Source organism: Halobaculum sp. CBA1158, from assembly GCF_021431925.1.
In the GTDB taxonomy this organism is placed as follows: Archaea; Halobacteriota; Halobacteria; order Halobacteriales; family Haloferacaceae; genus Halobaculum.
In genome coordinates, this window is the sequence record NZ_CP090374.1 from 1 (window position 1) to 17,653 (window position 17,653).

Annotated in this window: 25 protein-coding genes; 14 read left to right on the forward strand and 11 right to left on the reverse strand. The window is 61.9% G+C overall.

All coding sequences use genetic code 11. The features are described from left to right. The 9 genes from Hbl1158_RS16860 to Hbl1158_RS16895 all read left to right on the forward strand — a co-directional run bounded on the left by Hbl1158_RS16860 (window position 1) and on the right by Hbl1158_RS16895 (window position 4,972). Window positions 1-1,656, forward strand: a complete 1,656-nt coding sequence (locus Hbl1158_RS16860) for a DUF87 domain-containing protein (RefSeq protein WP_234299930.1) — start codon at window positions 1-3, stop codon at window positions 1,654-1,656. Beyond that, complete coding sequence (locus tag Hbl1158_RS16865) at window positions 1,653-2,684, forward strand: hypothetical protein (protein WP_234299931.1); 1,032 nt, start codon at window positions 1,653-1,655, stop codon at window positions 2,682-2,684. The genes Hbl1158_RS16860 and Hbl1158_RS16865 overlap by 4 nt, the downstream gene beginning before the upstream one ends. Continuing rightward, the gene (locus Hbl1158_RS16870) at window positions 2,684-3,028 is read left to right on the forward strand and encodes a hypothetical protein (protein ID WP_234299932.1); all 345 of its coding nucleotides are present in this window, start codon (window positions 2,684-2,686) and stop codon (window positions 3,026-3,028) included. Before Hbl1158_RS16865 ends, Hbl1158_RS16870 begins: the two co-directional genes overlap by 1 nt. Continuing rightward, window positions 3,018-3,464 (forward strand): hypothetical protein, encoded by a 447-nt coding sequence (locus Hbl1158_RS16875; protein ID WP_234299933.1) that lies wholly within the window; start codon window positions 3,018-3,020, stop codon window positions 3,462-3,464. Before Hbl1158_RS16870 ends, Hbl1158_RS16875 begins: the two co-directional genes overlap by 11 nt. Then, window positions 3,457-3,669 (forward strand): hypothetical protein, encoded by a 213-nt coding sequence (locus tag Hbl1158_RS16880; protein WP_234299934.1) that lies wholly within the window; start codon window positions 3,457-3,459, stop codon window positions 3,667-3,669. Before Hbl1158_RS16875 ends, Hbl1158_RS16880 begins: the two co-directional genes overlap by 8 nt. Then, a complete protein-coding gene (locus Hbl1158_RS16885; RefSeq protein ID WP_234299935.1) occupies window positions 3,666-3,848 on the forward strand; it encodes a hypothetical protein in 183 nt (60 codons plus the stop codon). Before Hbl1158_RS16880 ends, Hbl1158_RS16885 begins: the two co-directional genes overlap by 4 nt. Window positions 3,849-3,932: 84 nt before the next feature. Further along, window positions 3,933-4,067 (forward strand): hypothetical protein, encoded by a 135-nt coding sequence (locus Hbl1158_RS17215; RefSeq protein ID WP_255764281.1) that lies wholly within the window; start codon window positions 3,933-3,935, stop codon window positions 4,065-4,067. A gap of 72 nt (window positions 4,068-4,139) precedes the next feature. Continuing rightward, window positions 4,140-4,298, forward strand: a complete 159-nt coding sequence (locus Hbl1158_RS16890) for a hypothetical protein (protein ID WP_234299936.1) — start codon at window positions 4,140-4,142, stop codon at window positions 4,296-4,298. Next, on the forward strand, window positions 4,295-4,972 hold the full coding sequence (locus Hbl1158_RS16895; protein WP_234299937.1) for a resolvase: 678 nt from the start codon (window positions 4,295-4,297) through the stop codon (window positions 4,970-4,972). The genes Hbl1158_RS16890 and Hbl1158_RS16895 overlap by 4 nt, the downstream gene beginning before the upstream one ends. 94 nt (window positions 4,973-5,066) lie before the next feature. Here Hbl1158_RS16895 and Hbl1158_RS16900 read toward each other — a convergent pair whose 3' ends face one another. The 11 genes from Hbl1158_RS16900 to Hbl1158_RS16950 form a co-directional block, all read right to left on the reverse strand. After that, the gene (locus Hbl1158_RS16900) at window positions 5,067-5,297 is read right to left on the reverse strand and encodes a hypothetical protein (RefSeq protein WP_234299938.1); all 231 of its coding nucleotides are present in this window, start codon (window positions 5,295-5,297) and stop codon (window positions 5,067-5,069) included. After that, window positions 5,297-5,686, reverse strand: coding sequence for a hypothetical protein (locus Hbl1158_RS16905; protein ID WP_234299939.1), 390 nt, complete (start codon window positions 5,684-5,686; stop codon window positions 5,297-5,299). The genes Hbl1158_RS16900 and Hbl1158_RS16905 overlap by 1 nt, the downstream gene beginning before the upstream one ends. Further along, window positions 5,683-6,204 (reverse strand): methyltransferase domain-containing protein, encoded by a 522-nt coding sequence (locus Hbl1158_RS16910; protein WP_234299940.1) that lies wholly within the window; start codon window positions 6,202-6,204, stop codon window positions 5,683-5,685. Before Hbl1158_RS16910 ends, Hbl1158_RS16905 begins: the two co-directional genes overlap by 4 nt. Then, window positions 6,201-7,382: a glycosyltransferase gene (locus tag Hbl1158_RS16915; RefSeq protein WP_234299941.1), complete on the reverse strand. Its 1,182-nt coding sequence runs from the start codon at window positions 7,380-7,382 to the stop codon at window positions 6,201-6,203. The genes Hbl1158_RS16910 and Hbl1158_RS16915 overlap by 4 nt, the downstream gene beginning before the upstream one ends. 154 nt (window positions 7,383-7,536) lie before the next feature. Next, window positions 7,537-9,141, reverse strand: coding sequence for a hypothetical protein (locus tag Hbl1158_RS16920; RefSeq protein WP_234299942.1), 1,605 nt, complete (start codon window positions 9,139-9,141; stop codon window positions 7,537-7,539). Between the two features lie 39 nt (window positions 9,142-9,180). Then, window positions 9,181-9,456 (reverse strand): hypothetical protein, encoded by a 276-nt coding sequence (locus tag Hbl1158_RS16925; protein ID WP_234299943.1) that lies wholly within the window; start codon window positions 9,454-9,456, stop codon window positions 9,181-9,183. Continuing rightward, window positions 9,446-10,939 carry a hypothetical protein gene (locus Hbl1158_RS16930; RefSeq protein WP_234299944.1) on the reverse strand — a complete coding sequence of 498 codons (1,494 nt, stop codon included), beginning with the start codon at window positions 10,937-10,939 and terminating at the stop codon, window positions 9,446-9,448. Before Hbl1158_RS16930 ends, Hbl1158_RS16925 begins: the two co-directional genes overlap by 11 nt. A 160-nt stretch (window positions 10,940-11,099) precedes the next feature. Beyond that, on the reverse strand, window positions 11,100-11,957 hold the full coding sequence (locus Hbl1158_RS16935) for a hypothetical protein (protein ID WP_234299945.1): 858 nt from the start codon (window positions 11,955-11,957) through the stop codon (window positions 11,100-11,102). Next, window positions 11,957-12,718, reverse strand: a complete 762-nt coding sequence (locus Hbl1158_RS16940; protein ID WP_234299946.1) for a hypothetical protein — start codon at window positions 12,716-12,718, stop codon at window positions 11,957-11,959. Before Hbl1158_RS16940 ends, Hbl1158_RS16935 begins: the two co-directional genes overlap by 1 nt. Continuing rightward, a complete protein-coding gene (locus Hbl1158_RS16945; protein ID WP_234299947.1) occupies window positions 12,718-13,260 on the reverse strand; it encodes a hypothetical protein in 543 nt (180 codons plus the stop codon). The genes Hbl1158_RS16940 and Hbl1158_RS16945 overlap by 1 nt, the downstream gene beginning before the upstream one ends. Then, window positions 13,247-13,648 carry a ribbon-helix-helix protein, CopG family gene (locus Hbl1158_RS16950; protein WP_234299948.1) on the reverse strand — a complete coding sequence of 134 codons (402 nt, stop codon included), beginning with the start codon at window positions 13,646-13,648 and terminating at the stop codon, window positions 13,247-13,249. Before Hbl1158_RS16950 ends, Hbl1158_RS16945 begins: the two co-directional genes overlap by 14 nt. Before the next feature lie 111 nt (window positions 13,649-13,759). Between Hbl1158_RS16950 and Hbl1158_RS16955 the strand changes: the two genes are divergently transcribed. Genes Hbl1158_RS16955 through Hbl1158_RS16975 form a run of 5 tightly spaced genes read left to right on the forward strand, consistent with a single transcriptional unit; the run spans window position 13,760 to window position 17,653 of the window. Then, window positions 13,760-14,215 carry a hypothetical protein gene (locus Hbl1158_RS16955; RefSeq protein ID WP_234299949.1) on the forward strand — a complete coding sequence of 152 codons (456 nt, stop codon included), beginning with the start codon at window positions 13,760-13,762 and terminating at the stop codon, window positions 14,213-14,215. Between the two features lie 44 nt (window positions 14,216-14,259). After that, window positions 14,260-14,493 carry a hypothetical protein gene (locus Hbl1158_RS16960; protein WP_234299950.1) on the forward strand — a complete coding sequence of 78 codons (234 nt, stop codon included), beginning with the start codon at window positions 14,260-14,262 and terminating at the stop codon, window positions 14,491-14,493. Next, complete coding sequence (locus Hbl1158_RS16965; RefSeq protein ID WP_234299951.1) at window positions 14,493-14,795, forward strand: hypothetical protein; 303 nt, start codon at window positions 14,493-14,495, stop codon at window positions 14,793-14,795. The genes Hbl1158_RS16960 and Hbl1158_RS16965 overlap by 1 nt, the downstream gene beginning before the upstream one ends. After that, on the forward strand, window positions 14,796-17,399 hold the full coding sequence (locus tag Hbl1158_RS16970; protein WP_234299952.1) for a hypothetical protein: 2,604 nt from the start codon (window positions 14,796-14,798) through the stop codon (window positions 17,397-17,399). Then, window positions 17,396-17,653 (forward strand): hypothetical protein, encoded by a 258-nt coding sequence (locus Hbl1158_RS16975; RefSeq protein ID WP_234299901.1) that lies wholly within the window; start codon window positions 17,396-17,398, stop codon window positions 17,651-17,653. Before Hbl1158_RS16970 ends, Hbl1158_RS16975 begins: the two co-directional genes overlap by 4 nt.

Sequence of the window (17,653 nt, forward strand, 5' to 3'; positions counted from 1 at the left end):
ATGACGGACAACGACGACCGGATCGCGCTCGATAACGCCGGTGAAGTAACGCTCCCTACTGTCGAAGTGCTGACTGGACGGGGATTCATCACCGGCAAATCGGGGTCCGGTAAGTCGAACTCTGCGTCCGTCGTCGCGGAGGAACTCCTTGACCGCGGCTTCCCCATTCTCGTCGTCGACACGGACGGGGAATACTGGGGTCTGAAAGAGGAGTATGAGGTTCTACACGTCGGCGCTGACGAGGAGTGCGACCTCCAGGTCGGCCCGGAACACGCGGGCAAACTCGCCGAGTTGGCGCTGGAGCAGAACGTCCCTATAATCCTCGACGTCTCGGGGTTCCTCGACGAGGACGAAGGCGATGCACTCGTTCGGGAGACGGCCCGCGAACTCTTTCAGCGCGAGAAGAAGCTCAAAAAGCCGTTCCTCATGCTCGTCGAGGAGATCCACGAGTACATCCCCGAGGGCGGCGGCCTCGACGAGACGGGGCGGATGCTTATTCGTGTCGCCAAGCGCGGCCGGAAGCGCGGCCTCGGGCTCGCGGGAATGTCGCAGCGCCCGGCTGACGTCAAGAAGGACTTCATCACGCAGTGCGATTGGCTCCTCTGGCACCGCCTCACCTGGGATAACGACACGAAGGTCGTCCGAAACGTCGTCTCTCGGGACGCAGCGGACGCCGTGCAGGACCTCGCCGACGGCGAGGGTTTCCTCATGGCCGACTTCCTCGAAACGGACCTCCAGCGCGTTCAGGTCCGTCGGAAGCGGACATTCGACGCCGGGTCGACGCCCGACCTTGACGACTTCGAGCGGCCGGACCTCAAGAGCGTTAGTGGCGACCTCGTCAGCGAACTTGAGGAGATCTCCGAGCAAGAGGAGCGCCGCCAGGATCGCATTGGGCAGCTGGAGACTCGGGTCGAGGAACTCCAAGATGAGAAGGCGGAACTGGAAGAAGAACTCGAGAACGCGCGGGACATGCGCGACATGGCGAGCCAATTCGCCGAAGCCATGCAGTCGAGCGGTGGCAACGGAGACGTCGCGTCCGAGAAGGTAGACGAGCTGATCGACGAGCGGAACGAACTCCGGTCGAAGCTACAGGACCGAGAACAGCGCGTCTCGGAGCTTGAGAAGCAGGTAACTGACCTCAAACGGGAACTTTCAGAGCGACCCAAGATCGGCGAGCGGGCCGTGGAAGCGGTTGAGGTGCTCGCCGAGGAGTTCGGCGTCGGAGGAGAGGACGCCGAGGCTCTGCGACGGAAGCTGAAGACTGCTCGCGAGCGGATAAATGAACTGGAGAACTCAGACCACACGGTCACGGCCCCGGACGAGTACGACGAGTTCGTCGACGACGAGTACGTCCAAGACGCGATCGATGACGCAAAGGAAAACAGCGACGCCTCACCGCGTTACGTGAAGGGTGTCGTCGCCGGTATCCTCCAGCGTGGCGGTCCGGCGTCTCGCGCCGAGATCGCCGACGACCTCGGGATTGAGACGACCGACCACATCCGGACCGCCATGAAAGCCCTCGAGGACCGCGACGTCGTCTCGCGCTCGGGTAGTGGGGACGACGAGACGGCCGACTTCGCTTTCGATAGTGTTGAGAAGGTCCACGAGCAGCAGGCTCGGCAGCGGCGGACGGAAGAGGTGATGGATAGCCTATGAGCAGCGACGATCACAACGCGGCTGTCGGTCGGGACGATCTCTCCGAGTGCTGGTGCTGTAGCGGCCTCCACGACACGTTCGGAACGCTCTGTCCGAACTGCGACGACGCAGGATGCAACCGGTTCACCGACGAGTGCGAGTCCGACCACAAGCCGGTCCTCGCCGACGGCGCTGGATCCGAATCTGTGATCCAGCGCCAGAACCAGTTCTGGGCCGGTGCCGCGTCCGGCAGCAGTCGGCAGATGCTCGCGAAGGCCCAGAAATGGATGGACGGCGCCCGCCCGTCGCGCATCATGGTCAACTACCAGACCAAGATGAGCGACCGCGACAGCCGCTGGCGGGACTACGACCTGTTCATCGACCCCGGAGCCTACTCGATGTTCGCGCCGATCGCGCAGGGGCTCGCCGAATACCCCGAGACGACGGAGACGTACCTGCACGACATCGGCCGCGTCCAGCCGGACCGCTACGCGTGGCGGGACTACGTGTGCGAGGACGACGTGCTGGAACACCACGGCTGGACCACTGAACAACAGCAGCAGCGGACGCTGGAAGCGCATATCGAGTGCGCCGACCTCCACGACGACCTCGGGATTAGCGCGGAGCCGGTCGCGGTGGTCCAGGGGTCGGAACCGGCGGACTACGTCGAGCACGCCGAACAACTCGCCGACCACGGGCTCGTCACCGAGCGCGTCGGGATCGGGACGATGTGCGGGCGGAACGACGTGGAGGTGTGCGAGGACATCGTCTCGGCGGTCCGCTCGGTGCTGCCGGAGACGGAACTCCACGCGTTCGGGCTCGACCGGCGCTGCTACCAGAGCGAGTACATCATCGACGAGATCTCGTCGACGGACTCGCTGGCGTACTGCTACCAGTACCGCCGTCCGGAAGGGTGGAAGCGGTGGGAGTTCGTGCTCCAGAAGTACCTTCTACACCGGTCCGACTGGGACCGGGCCGTCGGCGGCGCCGAGTACCAGTCGCGCGAGGAGGCATCGGCCGGACAGACCGACCTCGGGGGGTTCGCGTAATGGATAGATCCGACACAGCAGTCGGTCGCTGTCTCGACGACGGCGGTGTCCGGATTGAAGATCCAGACAACGAGGACGCCTGGATCGAGACAGACTACCGCGAAGGCTGGGAGAAGCGCAAGCTGATGACCGGCGACGGGAGCGCGTACAGTCAGATGACAGCACCGTACTTTCTCAAGTGCCGTTCCTGCCATACCCATCACCCCCCGATCCGCTGGGGCAAAGGCTCCGAGTATTGCCCGAACTGCGAGCAGCAGTTCGCCTACGCCGTCCCACGAGCGTGGGCGGGCATCTTCGACAATGAGTGGGAAGATATGGAGGGAGTCAGCATCAATGACGTCTGAAACAGCCGGTAAAGACGAAGGAGAAGCCTATCAGAAGGTGCTCGTGAATCGCAAGTTCGGCGGGTTCCGACTCTCGGACGCAGCTCTCGACCGTCTCGTGCGTGAGCACGGATTCACGACGACGGCCTACGATTCCGAGGGGGAGTACGAAGCTCCCGACGCCGACATCATCGACGATCACACCAAGTTCAGTCGACACTACGGCCTCACGGATCGTCGGTCGTACGATGCCCGCACCGACGACGCGATCATCCAGGTCGTCGAAGAACTTGGGAAGGAGGCGAGTGGCCGACGCTCAAAAATCGTCGTGGCAGAGGTTCCTGTCGACGTAGACTGGTACATCGACGACTACGACGGCGTCGAGACGATTCGAGAGAAGCATCGAACGTGGCCCGGCCGCGAGATCGCAGACGGGAGAGTGAATTCAGATGGATAGCGACCAACACGAGGGGGAAGATCCTCACGTGCCGACGAAGGACTGGTCGGGCTTCGTGAGTACGATGCTCGCGTTGGCAACGCTACTCGTTGTTGTCCTTGCTTACCTCGTGAGCATGGAAGTCGCCGGAGGCTTCGCAGCGCTGTTCTTGGTCGCCTGGGCACTGTACTTCGCACACCCGCGAATTGAGGTGACTGAGGCGTGACGGAGAGACGCAGCGGATCACTCGACACGCTCGCGGATGTCGGAATGACCCGTACCGAGTTCTTAGCCGTCGCTGTGTCGATCATCGGGATCTACATGGTCATGTACCACTTGGTAGGGTTCGAACTCACAGTAGTCGGGCAGCTAAGCGTACTTCTGATACTGGTGATCACCAAATGACGAAGACACACGACGGATCCGACGAACAGCAGGACCGAACTCGTCAGCGGTAAGCCTATTCTCTGCGCGTGTGTGCGCGATGGCGTGAGTGACGAATACGATCACCTTCCGGTCGACCCCGCCCTGATCGCTGACCTTCTCGACGAGATCCACGAGGATACCGACGGCATCGAACTCGACGAGCCGCCGCTGTGGCGGAAGCGGTTCGAGCGGGAGTGATGGCGTCCCAATAACCGGGGTTTTGGAAACACACACAATAGACCCAAGTGTGTGCCCATTGTTGTACCCATTGTGCCAGAGACAGATACGACGACCGTGACCCAGGACAGCGACGGCTACTACCGCGTACGGATCCCGAAGAGCCTCGGCGACGCGATGGACCTCGGCGGCGAGAAGGTAGAGTGGACCGTCGAGTCTGCTGGGGCGCTCCGAATGAGCAAACAAGAATGACGCGAGCACTCGCCTGGATACGGAAGTCGAAAGGCTCCGACGACGACATCGGGCTTGAGGAACAGCGCGAACTCGTCGGCGAGCTGGCGGACGAGATCGCCGACGATGTGGATCAGCTTGATCTGGGCGTCCACACGGGCTTCTCGTCGATGACTCGCGACGACCCGGCCGGCCTACTCGATCAGAACGACCGTGTCACCCAGGCGGTCGACGGGATCGAGGCCGGGAGATATGACTACCTCGTTGCCTACGATGATCGCCGGGTGTGCCGGGATGAATACTTCTCGGTGATTCAGTACGCCGCCAACGCCGGCGACTGCGAGATCGTGTACGTCGGTGACGTTGAGGACGACGGCCTGACGTTCGACCTCAAACGACGGATCGAGCGCGACACCAAAGAGGAAGAGATCCGAAAAGCGAAGCGCGCCATCGAGCGGAAGAAGGAACGCGGCGACGACCTCGGTCGCCCCAAGTTCGGCATGGAGTACAACGAGGCTGGAGAGCAGGTACCGGGCGACGACTTCGACAAGGTCGAGTCGATTCTCGACCGTCGGCCGGATCACACGCTCCGGGAGATCGCGGACGACCTCGAAATGTCCGTGTCGACCGTCTCCCGAGTCGAGAAACGAGCCGATTGGTACCGAGAACGCGCGGAAATCTCAGAACCCGCGTGAGGAACCGTGTCCTTCGGGGTGCTACCCCAGGGGTTGACCCGCCGAGGATCGGCCTCCAGAACACGCGACTGAGTGATTCCCGTGCGTCGCAGAATCAGGGATTCTCCGGCACGCCAGTGAAGCGTGGCTCGTGATTAACGAACCGAAATATCAGGATGACGGCGGCGATCAGGCCAGGCCATCCTAATGGGTTGAAGACGAACGACTCGATCGTGCTCAGATAAATACTGACCACGCTCGCCGTGGACGGGGGTGGCGTTGTTACCACGACAGCCACCTGCGAAGCGAGCAGCGTCAGAATCAGCGCGATGCTGCTGGATCTCATCACTCCATCCTCCGTTCGATTCGTTCGAGGCGCTCGTCGACGGCGTCGATCTTCCGCTGGTTTTCCATGGTTTCTCGATAGTTCGGCGATCGGTTTTCGTGGCCGTTCTGATGCTGGTTGTAGATGATCTGGGCAGGATGCAACAGGACGCGGTCGATGGCGACTGCCGCCGGCACGATCACGCCGAGGATGAACGCGACCCAGTGCCAGACGGTCGGGAACACCGATTGAATCGCGCCGGAATCGTTGTAGAACAACACGGCGATCATCAGCGTGTTCGGGACGCCGAGAAAGAACTGCATACGGGCAGCATACGTCCGGACAGCGCCGATAAGACGGAGTGTCGAATCGGGTAGCAACTCGTCGGCCTGATAGTCGACGATGCTCATCGTACCACCCGTCGGTAGCGAGCGATGATCTCACCCGACGAGCACCGCCGGACCGCCTCAGCCGGCCACCGCTCGGCGAACGCCTGGAGCGCTGGTGTCAGCGCCGAGAAAGGTGGGAAGAGCCACAGATTGGCGTTACGGTCGGTCATTACCAGCGGCGGATCGGCATCCCACGCCCGCCCGTGGCGCTCGGAGTGCTCACGACAGAACGTCGCCGGCGTCCGCCAGGTCCATTGTGTCTCGTGGTCGGGGTCCGCAACGCCGTCGACGCCTACAGGGACCGTGATCTCCAGCCACCCGTCATCCGACAGCGCGGCGGCCGCGCGATCGAAAAAGGTCGCTGGATCCGAGAGGTGCTCGACGACGTGAGATGCGACGATCCCGTCGACACTCGCCTCGGTGATCGGCCACTCCTCGTCAAGATCAAACTGCAGGTCGGCCTCCGCGTACAGGTCGACCGTCTCGGTGGCTCGCGGGTCCGGGTCGGTACCTGATCCGAGGTCGAGCACGCGCGTCATCCGTCACCTCCGTCAGAGACGAGCGGCTGCGTCGCCTCGGGCTCTGGCTCCGGCTCTGGATCTGGTAGCGTCCAGTCCGGATCCACACGTGAGCGGCGCTGTGCCTCTCGGACGGCCGTGCGAATTTCACGACGGAAGCGGTCGACGGAGAAGTTCGCGTCCGCGAACTCGGCGAGCTGCTCGGCACTCCACCGTACACCCTCGCGCTCGAATCGCTGCATGGCGGCCGGCAACTCTCCTCGTTCGAAGAGGATGCCGTTTTCTCCATCCTGCACCTGAAAGGTGGTGAAGCCCTCGTCAACGCCGATGACGGGCGTGCCGGCAGCCATCGCCTCCACGGGTGCCATGCCGAAGTCCTCGTTTTCAGCGGCGTAGACAAACGCCCGCGCGCCCGCGAGAAGGTCGGCCTTCCGCTCCTCGCTGACGTAGCCCGCGATCGTCACGTTCTCAGCGGCCAACTCTTCGAGGCGCTCGCGCTCGGGCCCGTCGCCGGCGACGATGAGGTGGTCGTCGCGCCTGTTGAACGCGCGGACGATCTCGTCCATGTGCTTCATCGAGTCCAAGCGCGACAGCGCCACGTAGTAGTCCTGCGTAGGCGCGGCCGAAGGCGACAGTTCGTCGGTCTGAACCGGGGGGTAAACCGTCCGGATCTGGTGCTCCGGGATGTTCCAGTACCGGTTGATCCGACGGGCGACCAAATCGGAGTTGGCGACCCAGAGGTCCGGCCGCTTCACCGCCCCCTCGTACGCCCGGCGCTGAATCTGGTTGTACGTCCGGGCGGCGAAGCTGTCGATTTGCTCGAACCGGTCGTACATCCACCTGGGCGGCGAGTGGGTATAGGCGACGACAGTCTGGCGGTCGCTTGGCTGCCACCACAGCGGCTCGTTGCCGGAGGTTACCACGGTGTCGAACGCCTGCAGCTCGTCATGGGCATTGTCCCGCCAGTGGATCAAGTGGGCGATCGAGCGGACCACACCGTCGCGCTCCATCACGCGGTGCAGGAGACTGTCTGAGGAGATCTCGCGGACGTCGAGCTGGCCGCCAGGCTCGTTGTCCGGGTCGCCGTGCCCGACGAACAGGGGGCAACCGAACGTCCGGGCGAGTTCCTCGGCGAGGATCTCCCCGCCGCCCCTTACGTCGTAGTCTTTGTGAGCAACAGCGATTTGGGATGCATCCATGACTCAACTGGATACACAACGCCACGTTTGAAGGCCGTTGTACGCACGAACGGCAATTTATTTACAGAGAACAGTCCACGAATCACCCGTTAGATAGCTGCATCTTATTTCACGGTCGTACTTGTGTATCGGGCGCTAAGTGCATCTCAGCACGTCACGGCGTGATAGTATTTGACCCTGTGAGTTGCTGCCACGACGCACCATCCCACTCGTAAAGTCGGCTATCACCGTTATTACGGCGCACCTCTCCTTTTTCGTCACCAGGGTTTCCCGAGAGATTATCGAGGTCCATTTTGAGGTGGTCCACGTCAACCCCAATCCCGTTAAAGGTCGTTGTCTGGTCCCAGGAGACGTAAAACGTGTTCACGTCCCGCCCAATATACTGTTGCAACTCGGCATCCGCATTGTTGTGTGCCAATCCATACCAGTCGCCCGTCACGTCCCCCACCTCTCCGAATAACTGATTGCGGCCGTTTGGACTGTGCGCGATGCCTGTCCCTTTGGCCGATGCGACTCCATTGATGTGGATCTCATTTGCGACTGGCATCACGCCGTCTCCTTGCTCAAGTTTTACTGCATACTCGCCGTGAGAGGTCGCTGTGCGGATCATCGACTGGACGACCGACCGTCCCAAGATAGAGTGCTTGGTGAACCCCTCACAGTCCGCGTCAAGCAGCACGAGACCCTTGCTATTATCGTCATCCGACGTTGTTGTTTCGCTCCCATCAACGTAGGAGTCGATAAGGATATTCGTGCCCGTGTTGTCGTTGCCAGCGAAGTAATTAACCTGTGGCCTGATGAGTGTCAGGAAGTTAAGGAAACTGTCGGTGGCCGAGATTCGAATTCCGCCGTCGGGTTTGTCGCCTGTCCAGTCGCTCGGCAACTGGCAGAACACGTCTTGGACTATCGAGTTCGCGCCAGCGGTATCGTTGTCGCGCCCGTCGAAATTTTCGATATTAAGAACTCGTTTGGTTTCGGGGGCGTAACAATGCTTGATGCTCACGCCCTGTATATTGGTGAACGAGAGGAGGGTGTTGTCGCCGCCGTTGGGGCCTGTGACCCGTTCGACGTGAACGTCGTAGGCCCCGAGGACATCTTGCTCCCCAATGTCGATGGCGGCCCCTTCAGCACCGTCGCCGTAATTCTTTAGGTAAAACCCTTCGAGTGAAAGGCCACGGACTCGATTTCCCGTGAACAATTGACTGCCGTTGCAGTCGATGATAGCCCCGCCTGCGGCGTCGAAGTATTCGAGTGGGTTCGCCGTTTCCTTCGAGGGTTTTCCGCCAGGGCCGTGGATCATCCCGCCAGCGTCGGATATGTCGACAACGCTCTGGGTGAGGTTGTCGAAGGGCGTGAACGTCTTGGGGGCGAGCCAAATGGTCGTGAACCCGCCGCTGGCGAGGTCTTCGAGGGCGGTGGCGAGGTCAGCAGAATCGTGACAGATGTGATCGTAAACGTTCGATAGTTCGTCTGTATTTACCGAATCGAAGTGGCCATCAACAGCCCAGACGTCGGTGAAGGGCTTGTTCTCGGTACCGGCCGATCCGGCAGCGTTTGACGTGTTCGGATCTGCAGATGCACCTCCAGCAAGTGCACCAACACCGGCTGCCCCACCGACAGCCGCGAGGAACCCTCGCCTGCTCATCCGCGAGAGGAGATCGTCGCTGTCCAGTTCTCCGTTTGCCTCGAGACGCCTGGCGACGCGCTCTGCCAGACTATCCAGCTCGTCATCGCTCAACGCTTCGGTCGGGTCTGTCATGGTTCACACCAGACAGCCCACCTAAAAGTCCGTTGTACCCTAATCGCCAGCGACAGCCGCTGTATCGTCATCGTCCTGCAGATGCGCGGCTGCAAACATCGCCAGGAACGCGACCGTTCCGAGACCGAGCAAGGCAGTCGATGCAGCCTCCCCAGTCGCGAGCGCGCTGCAGACGTCGGGCTCGAGCGCCCCGCCGCAGCTGACGTGCGACTGGACGAGCGACCCCATCCACGCGATGCCCATCCCCGCGGTCGCGGCGCCGATCCCGACCGTCGCGCCGGCGTCTGCGACGTGGTCGACGACGTCAGAGGACAACGCCGATCACCACCCAGAAGCCGATTCCGACAGCGCCAGCGACCGCGCTGTACTTCATCAGGTCGCCGTCGGACCACTGCGGGTCGCCGGCGGCGAACTCCTTGGTCGCCTCCGACTCAGCCTTGTCGATGGCGTCGCCGGTCGCGGCATCCGCGAATCGGGCGAGCCAGTGGTCCGTGCGCACGTACGTGGCACCGTCGTCGATCCTGTCGTTGCGTGGGACGAATGAGTCGTGGCCGGCGTTGCTGATGCGGCTGGTGGTCGCGAACTCGTGCGGCACGACGCTCGCGCCGCCGTCCGTCATCGCGTTCGCCGGAAGGAGGTTGCCGAGTTCGACCGACGTGAGCCCAGCGTGTCCGAACGCACCCGGCGAAACCTCGGGCGAGAAACCGACCAAGGTCTTGCAGAACATCGTCGTCGGAACGGACTCGAGGCCAAGCTCGTCGGCTTCGACGAATCGGTACTGACCGTTCTCGGTCAAGTCGAGCACGGGATCATCGAACGCGGACAGCCCCCACCAGATGATCAGCTCGCCGAGTGAACCTCCACGGCCGATCGCGCCGGTTAGGGCGGTTAGGATGGGCATGATCGACGCCCCAACCCCCAGGGTAACACCGAAGATCACCAACGTCGCCGGGCCGGCGACTACAGCAACCAGTGCGACGAGACCAAAGCCGATGAGCGCGGCGACAGCACCGCCGGCTTGCTTCCACGAGATTTCCTCAGCCGAGGTCGGCATGCTCAACAGCAGCAGGCTCCCGACGGTGATCGGCGAGGAGCCACCGCTCGCACCACTGCCGGGCATGTTGCCCGGGCCGAGCACGTAGAAGCCCAGGGCGAACATCACGCCGAAGATGATGAACGGCAGCGACAGCTTCAGCACGCCGACCTCGCGCTGGCGGTCGATGTACATCCGCCTCACGGCTTCCCACATGTAGTCGAACCAGTCGGCCTTCTCGGAGCCGTCGACGATCGGCCGGATGGACTCGTCGAGATCCATCGACACGGCGGGCCGCTCGCCGAACTCGATCACCCCGCGCACGTAGTGGGCGATGCGCGTGGGCATGCCTTCGTCATCGAACGCCATGTCGGTGTAGACCATCTCGCCGTCATCTCGGTGGCGGTGTTCCTTTTCGCCGAACGCCACGTCGCGCAGGTCGAAGGTGACGCCGTACTCTTCGTCGACGAACGTGAACGGCGTCTTTCCGAACCGGTGGACGTTCTTCGCCGTCCGCGTGATCTTCTTCTCGACGTCGTCGACCGAGATCGTCTCCTGCTCGTACACGGCGTCGAAGGAGAGCTGCCGCAGCGACAGCTCGCCGTTCTTCCCGACGCCGATGGCCGGGCGCTGGAGCGCCCAGCTGGCGAAGTTGACGTACGCGTTCCCCACACTCGAGGCGACAGGAGTGTGCTTCGCCAGCATCGGGAACACTGCGAGGCCCGCGACGCCGAACGCCAACCCGAGGATCACCGTATTCAGCACGAATACCCCACCTCTTTGACCGGCAGACTGCCGTTCTCGGTCCCGTGCGGGGGCATACGCCCATCATAGCACAACAGCGAACCTGCTCCCCGGGAAGGGTGACGCTGTTCTGATCTAGACCCTATTGAGTTGTTGTTGTCGGCTGTAGGTTGTCGTGTCGTCATGCGGTTTGCTTTCCTCCAGACTGTTCGTTTGACAAACGCTGCCTGTACCACTCGCCAGAGTAGGTGAGTTCGATGCCAGCGTACTCCTCTTCATTGTCGTTGACGACTGCTGGAAGGTTACGCCACGAACAATCGATGTCTTTGCTCTGGAAGTACGCTTGGCGCGCCCACCGGAGCTGTTCCTCATCGGGCAGTTCACCGTCGCCATCGTCACCACCCTTCGTCTTGGCCTTCTGCTTCTTGCGCTCCATCACGACGTAATCCTCGTCATCCTCTGGAATCGCAGGCCAGTCGAGGAACTCCACGATGGGCGTGCGCATCCCATCACCAGCATCGGGATAGTCCTCTGTGAACACCTTATGGTGTTTCACCTCCGGGCCGCCGATCTGGCCGGGTGCCTTGGAGATCAGCAACCAGGCGTCAATCAGCGGGAAGAAGTCTGAGAACAGCATCCCGAGTCGTTGAACTACCACGACGACGGTTAGGTTCTTGTCTCGGTTCGCAAGCAGCGACCCGATCGCGTCCATCGTTGACTGCGACATGGCTCGCATCCGATTCATCCCAGAGCCGCCGCCAGGTGTCCCCTGCGTCTCGTCGATGAGGACGGCCGCCTGGTCCGGCGCATCTGGGATCACCTCGTTTGCAAACTCGTCTGCCGAGAGCGTTGCCTGCGACTCTGCATCGAACCCGTCCTCGGACCGGTCAAGCGATTTAGCCACACCAGTCCCGAGTGTGGTCTTCCCCGTGCCCGAAACCGGCGTTCGCGAGCTTGCAGAGATGCAGACGATGAAGTCGTTCGTCGGCGGGAGGACGACCTGCTCGTACCAGTTCCGGTAGAGAACACTCCGGTTCACTACTGATCACCGATGAGTTGCTCAAACTGCTCGCGGCTGATCTCGCCCGCCTCGATGGCGTCTCGGATCTCGTGCGGCAGCACGGTGTCAGTCTCCCACGGCCAGGAACCGTCTCCAGTCCCGGCGTGGTTACGCGGCCTTCCTTCGCCGATATTGAGGCCCATCTGAGCGTCTTCGAGCGCCTCGGAAGCGACTTGGACAGCCGAGTCGAGAATGGCTCGCTGCAGTTCTGTTTCAACTGTCTGCGAGACTGGCCGATAGTCTTCCGAGCCCTCCATCACAACAACCGAGAACTGCCGCTGAATGGGTGACGGCAACTCTAAGATCTGCTTAAGTCCGACAACCTCGATTGTTTTCGCTTTCGGAACCGCCGCACCGCTCGGGAGCCGGTCGATATTCGACTTGGCGAACTGGACAAGATCTCGGGGGGCATGGACGCTCATTGTCCCTATCTCTACCTCGCTCGCGTACTCTTCCTCAAGCGAGAGCGCGTCGCTTTCCAACACCGGGAGCAGCTGCATAATAAGCGACTCGACAGCGCGGCGGTAGTAGCGCCGTCCTTGCTGCTCCGTGATAGCGCCGGTGATCAGTTGCTCGCCGACCCCGTCGCGAACGGTCACGGCGCGGTCGTGGGCGTTGTGAATCGCCGTCAGCCGGCGCTTGTGGCTGTACTTCTCTTCGTCGATGACCTCCGACTCGGCGTGTTCTGCTTCAACTTCAATTTCCGAGCCAGACTGGCCATGGCCGTTCTGAATTGCCATCAGCTACGGATCCTCGACAGCAGGCGGCCACCACTATCGGAGCCGCCAGCACGGTCTACGATACTGTGCCGGATCGAAGAGAGCACCGATCGGACAAGCGCGCCGTCCTTGCCCTTCATCACTCGAGCCTTGTAGGACTGCGTCAGCGTCTCGTACTGGGCGAGATCGCCGCGGTCTTGCGGCCGAAGGCCGGCGTTCGGGTCGTCGTGCGCCCACTCGCGAAGCACACCGGTCACGTCCTGTCCCGGATGCGGGTATCGTGCCTTCTTCTTCATGAGGGCGACATCGCCATACGCGCGGAACTCCGAGATCTGCTCCTCGTCGAAGTTAGACGTAGGGATGTCCTTCGTGAGCAGATTTCGGAACGCCTGATCGTCGACCTCCTCGCGGAGATCTGACTCGGATAGCTCTTGGATCAGTTCTGTCTGATTCTCCTCTTCCTCAGGCAACTGCAGCCCGGTGAGACCTGCCTGCGTCTCCTCTTGGCGGCGCTGCTGTTCGTCGGGATCGGGTTGCGACGGACCCTTGTTACGGAGCACCACGGCGCTTCACCTCCAAGCTCGGCAGTCGACGCGAGAGCGCCGGTTCGAACCTCGGGATGACGAATCTCTCGACGCCCATCGCGAAGATGCAGCCGGCGAAGACACCAAGACCGGCGAAACTGTACTCCGCGCTCGTGACTGCCGAGAGGACGAACAGCGTCATCGACGCCGCGAACAGTAGGTTCGCGATGCGCCGGACGTGTTGGCGGACTGGCGTCATTCGCGGACCCTCAGAGAGGTATCCCAACTCCGTCACGCCAGTCTCGATCGCCTCTCGGACTGCCTCGGACGTGTGCTGCATCTCGCGCGCGCGACGCAAATCATCGACCGCTTCGTCGAGATCGTCCGAGACATCAGTCTTCAACTGGTTTCGTTCGCCTGTGGCCATGTGTAATCTGGTGGTACAGCGTGGTACGACGCGGTACAGATAGGTACGGCACGGTACAGGCCTTAACCGTTGTAGGCAGTTATGTAGGGGCGCATCTGTGGCTCGGGTGTAATGTCGACCGCTGCCGCGACCCAGACGGATGCACCGACCCCGACGACCGAGTCTCCGAGCGGTATTGCCGAGCATCTCGGCGTCACCGCAAAGGAGGTCAGCGCCTACCGTGAGGCACTTAGCGAGAAGCGAGCCGAAGTAGCGGAGGCGCGCGAGATCGCCACCGAGATGTCCGAGGCAGGGTGCTCTCAGGAAACGATCGAGATGCACCTCAACCAGCGCCTCAACCTGCAGAACGCGGTCATCACCGTCGTCGTGGCCGGCGCGACGGCCTATGCCGGGATCAACGTCATGTCGTCCATCGGCTCGACGATGCAGCTGTCGGAGGGAGACATGTTCTACAACAGTTCCCAGGCGCTCGAAGAGGGCGTGAACTCGTTCTTCACGAACATGCCGACTGTGTTCGTGGTCATCGCGCTCGTGCTGATCATCGGGTACCTCACGCTGCTGCGGTAGAACTGGGGACAACTACCACCTTCGACCCATGCGACGGAAACCACATGACGCGACTCATTCCAACTGCCGTCGCAGGGTTTGCGGTGCTGTTCATCGGCTTCCGCTCCTTGTCTACGGCGAGTGACGAGGCGAATACTGCAACGAGCAGCGCCGCACTAAATGCGACAGACGCCGGTGTCTCTGCGGTCGGGGTTGCCGCCGGCGTCACGATCCCCAGCTCGGCGCTCGTCGCAGCCATCTCGCTTATCCTGGCATTCGGATACGTGGTGGTTCGCTGATGCTGCTGAGCCTTATCCAGCTGCTCGCCGGGATTGGGATCGTCCTTCTGCTCGTTAGTTGGCTACTCGAGGTTGACGCAGTCGCGATGGCCACCGGGACGCTCGGGTTTGTCGCCTGGGCGTTGGTTGCGTACGGGCTGTTCAACATCGAGACCGTCGACTCGACCGGAAGCAGTAGCGAGCCCGCGCTAGCGCTGTTCGCTGTCGCTGCAGCCGTTGTGACGGTGATCCCAGCATTCGTTGAGCCCTTCGACATGATCGGCGAATCGACACGAACGAACGCACCACAGGACAAACTGTAAATGGTTAAGCTAGACCGCGGAACGGACGGTGCTGGCGGCAGTAGTACCGACGAGGAACAGCAGTCGGATAATGAGACTCAGCAGACGAGCGACTCACCAGTAGACGACAGCGGCCCGACTGCTGTCGACTCCGGTGGATCGGATAGCGGCGGTGGGTCATCATCTGATACAACGGACACCACCACGAGAGACACGGACTCGACTGAACAGACCACCGACTCAATGACTGATGGGCCGACGGACGATACCGGGCCAACAGCCACACCAACGGAGGATACTGAATCGGGAACATCGACCGACGAACAGACAGAGTCGCAGACAACGTCCGAGTCGGAGAGTACAGACACGAGCGACCAGCGCGTTGAACCGTCGGATGTAGGCGGATCTTCCGGTGGCGGCGATACGACGCAGCCGGATGGCTCGCAGACAACATCCAGCGACGATGGAGGCTCATCGTCAAACAGCGGCGGGAGCACCTCAAGCCCAGATCTCCGAGACAGTAGCGGTGAGAACCGCGGCACACCTGAGCAGACAACTGCCTCAGAAACGCCCGAAAGCGGCACAACTGAGGAAATAGAGACCCAAGAAAGTACCACCGGTGAGCAGATTGGTGGCCAGACTCGGGATACTGAGATCATTTCCTCGCAACAGCGAAGCGCGGCGATTGGGTCATTCATCGCCCAGAACCCCGACCTCGTTGATACAGGCGCAGCTGACCCGGATGGTGGTATCTTCGATAGCGACGAAATTGTCGTTCGTGGTGTCGAGGACGGCGAGATCATCGTCGGTCCGACTGAGGAGGCGATCCAACGCGAACAGACGCAGCGGGCAAACCAGAGTGTCTCACTCGGAACGACGGGGACACCGGAACTGGCGACCGGGGCGGTCGAAACCACGCAGCGGATCAACGCGGCGGAACCGGAGATGATCCGAAACGCCGCGGAAGCGACCGCGGAGGATCAGGCACGCGAGCGCGAGCTCGAGGCCATCGAAGAACGCGAGGGGCGGCTCGATGAGTTGCAGGGTGCAGCAGAGCGCTACGTCAATGATGCTCAGCAGGAACAGGAGATCGATGAGATCAACAATGGAACGGATTCCGAGAGTGAGATAGACGATATCAATTTCACCGCACTACAGGCGGGAGGCGTTAGTGGTGGTGATGTAACCGAGGCGGTGGCAGCAGCTGGTCTCGGCCTTAACATCGATGTGTCTGCAGAGGGCGGTGACGACCCGGTGGAAAGAGGTATTAAGCTGGTCGGGAGAGACGCCGCCGATCTCGGGCGCTCGTTCGCGGAGGACAACCCAGTAATTGACAATCCCGATTCGACGGTGGACCGCGGCGTGAACATCGCGCAGCAATCCTTCGCCGCGCTCCCTGGTGAGACAATTGCCGGGACAACTGAAACAGTTGAACTCGCCGCCTTTGTTGCTGAGCGTGCTCCCGAGGCCTTCGAACCTTCACCAGTGGCGCCTGGTGAGTTCGACGGTGAGCCGTCGGAGGACACGCAACAGGCGAGGAATGAACTGGATACCCGAATCAGTAGGATCACGTCGGCCGCCGCTGAGTTTGGCGAGCAGGTGCAGGAGGACCCCGCCCAGGCCGGGAGAGCGGCCCCCGCGGTCGCGGGTGCGTTGCTCGGTGGGACGAGTCTCGCTCGTCAAGCAGCGAGCGCGGATGCGCCGGTCGGATCGGCAGCGCGTGGCGCAACGCGCCAGATCGGCGACGGTGTGAGGGACGCGCCCGGAGACATAACTGCAACCGTTCAACGAACAGCCGATACACTTCGAGACGAGTTCACATCACCGGGTAGAGACCGAGGCCAGGCTGGCCCGGGCTCACTTCTCGGCGACAGCGACACTCGGACGATCTCCGGCAGCGACATCGCTTCACGGAATGAGGTAGGCTCTCCTCGAGTCGGTACCGATCGTACATTCGAGGAAGGCCCGAGTGACACCTCTCCTGTAGACCGGCCAAGTAGAGGACAGACGCGGCGCGACCGTCAGCAACTCCGAGAGGCCACAGGAGAAGGCGCTGCACCGCCACGCGCCGCTGCGGCACGTGCGCGGGCAGAGAGAAGGCTCGGGCAGGATACCGAACCGCTCGACGCCGCCACTCAGAGCGATTTCTTCGCTGATTCGCTCGGTCGTGGCGCGTCAGGCGCTGCGGTCGGGGTGGCCGCAGGTTCCGCTGGTGTCGGCGCTGATGTAGATACCGTCCAGCAACTCGGGGATGGTCTGGGAATTGAAACTATGAGAGCCTCACAAGCGCGTACGCCCTCGGTTGCAGACCTCGGCCTCGGTGTCGGTACTCAAATCGAGACGGGGGGCGTTACTGGGGCCAGGACACGCGTAGAGACGGATGCGCTCGCAGATACCCAACTTAACAGTAGGACTGGCGTCGGACTAACATCGGAGACAACGAGCGGTGTGAACAACACGCCGCGGACGGGCGACCCTGGACCGTTCAAGGATCCGACGCCGAACAACCCACGTGACGGACCGAGTCTTGACATTGACATTAGTGGTGAGGAACTCGGCGGCGGTCAGGCGCGTGGCAACGAGGATGAACAGCGGTTCGACTACGGAGAGCGGGAGCTGCTATGAGGCTGCGACTGCGCCAGTCTGTCGGGTTCGTTGACCTCGTCGCGTCGCTCGCGGGCGGTGCAGTCGTTGTCTGGGTAGTCTGGTGGTTAGCGGAGTCGCCGATGCAGTACATTGGGGACAACGCACAACTCCCGGCTGTCCAGAGGTCTCATCAATGGACCGACGTACTGCTGTCGAATCTTCCGGTCGTGTACGTGGTGATCGCTGTCGTCGGCTCGATCGCGTTCACCGTCTATCAGACGAGGTTCGCCTGA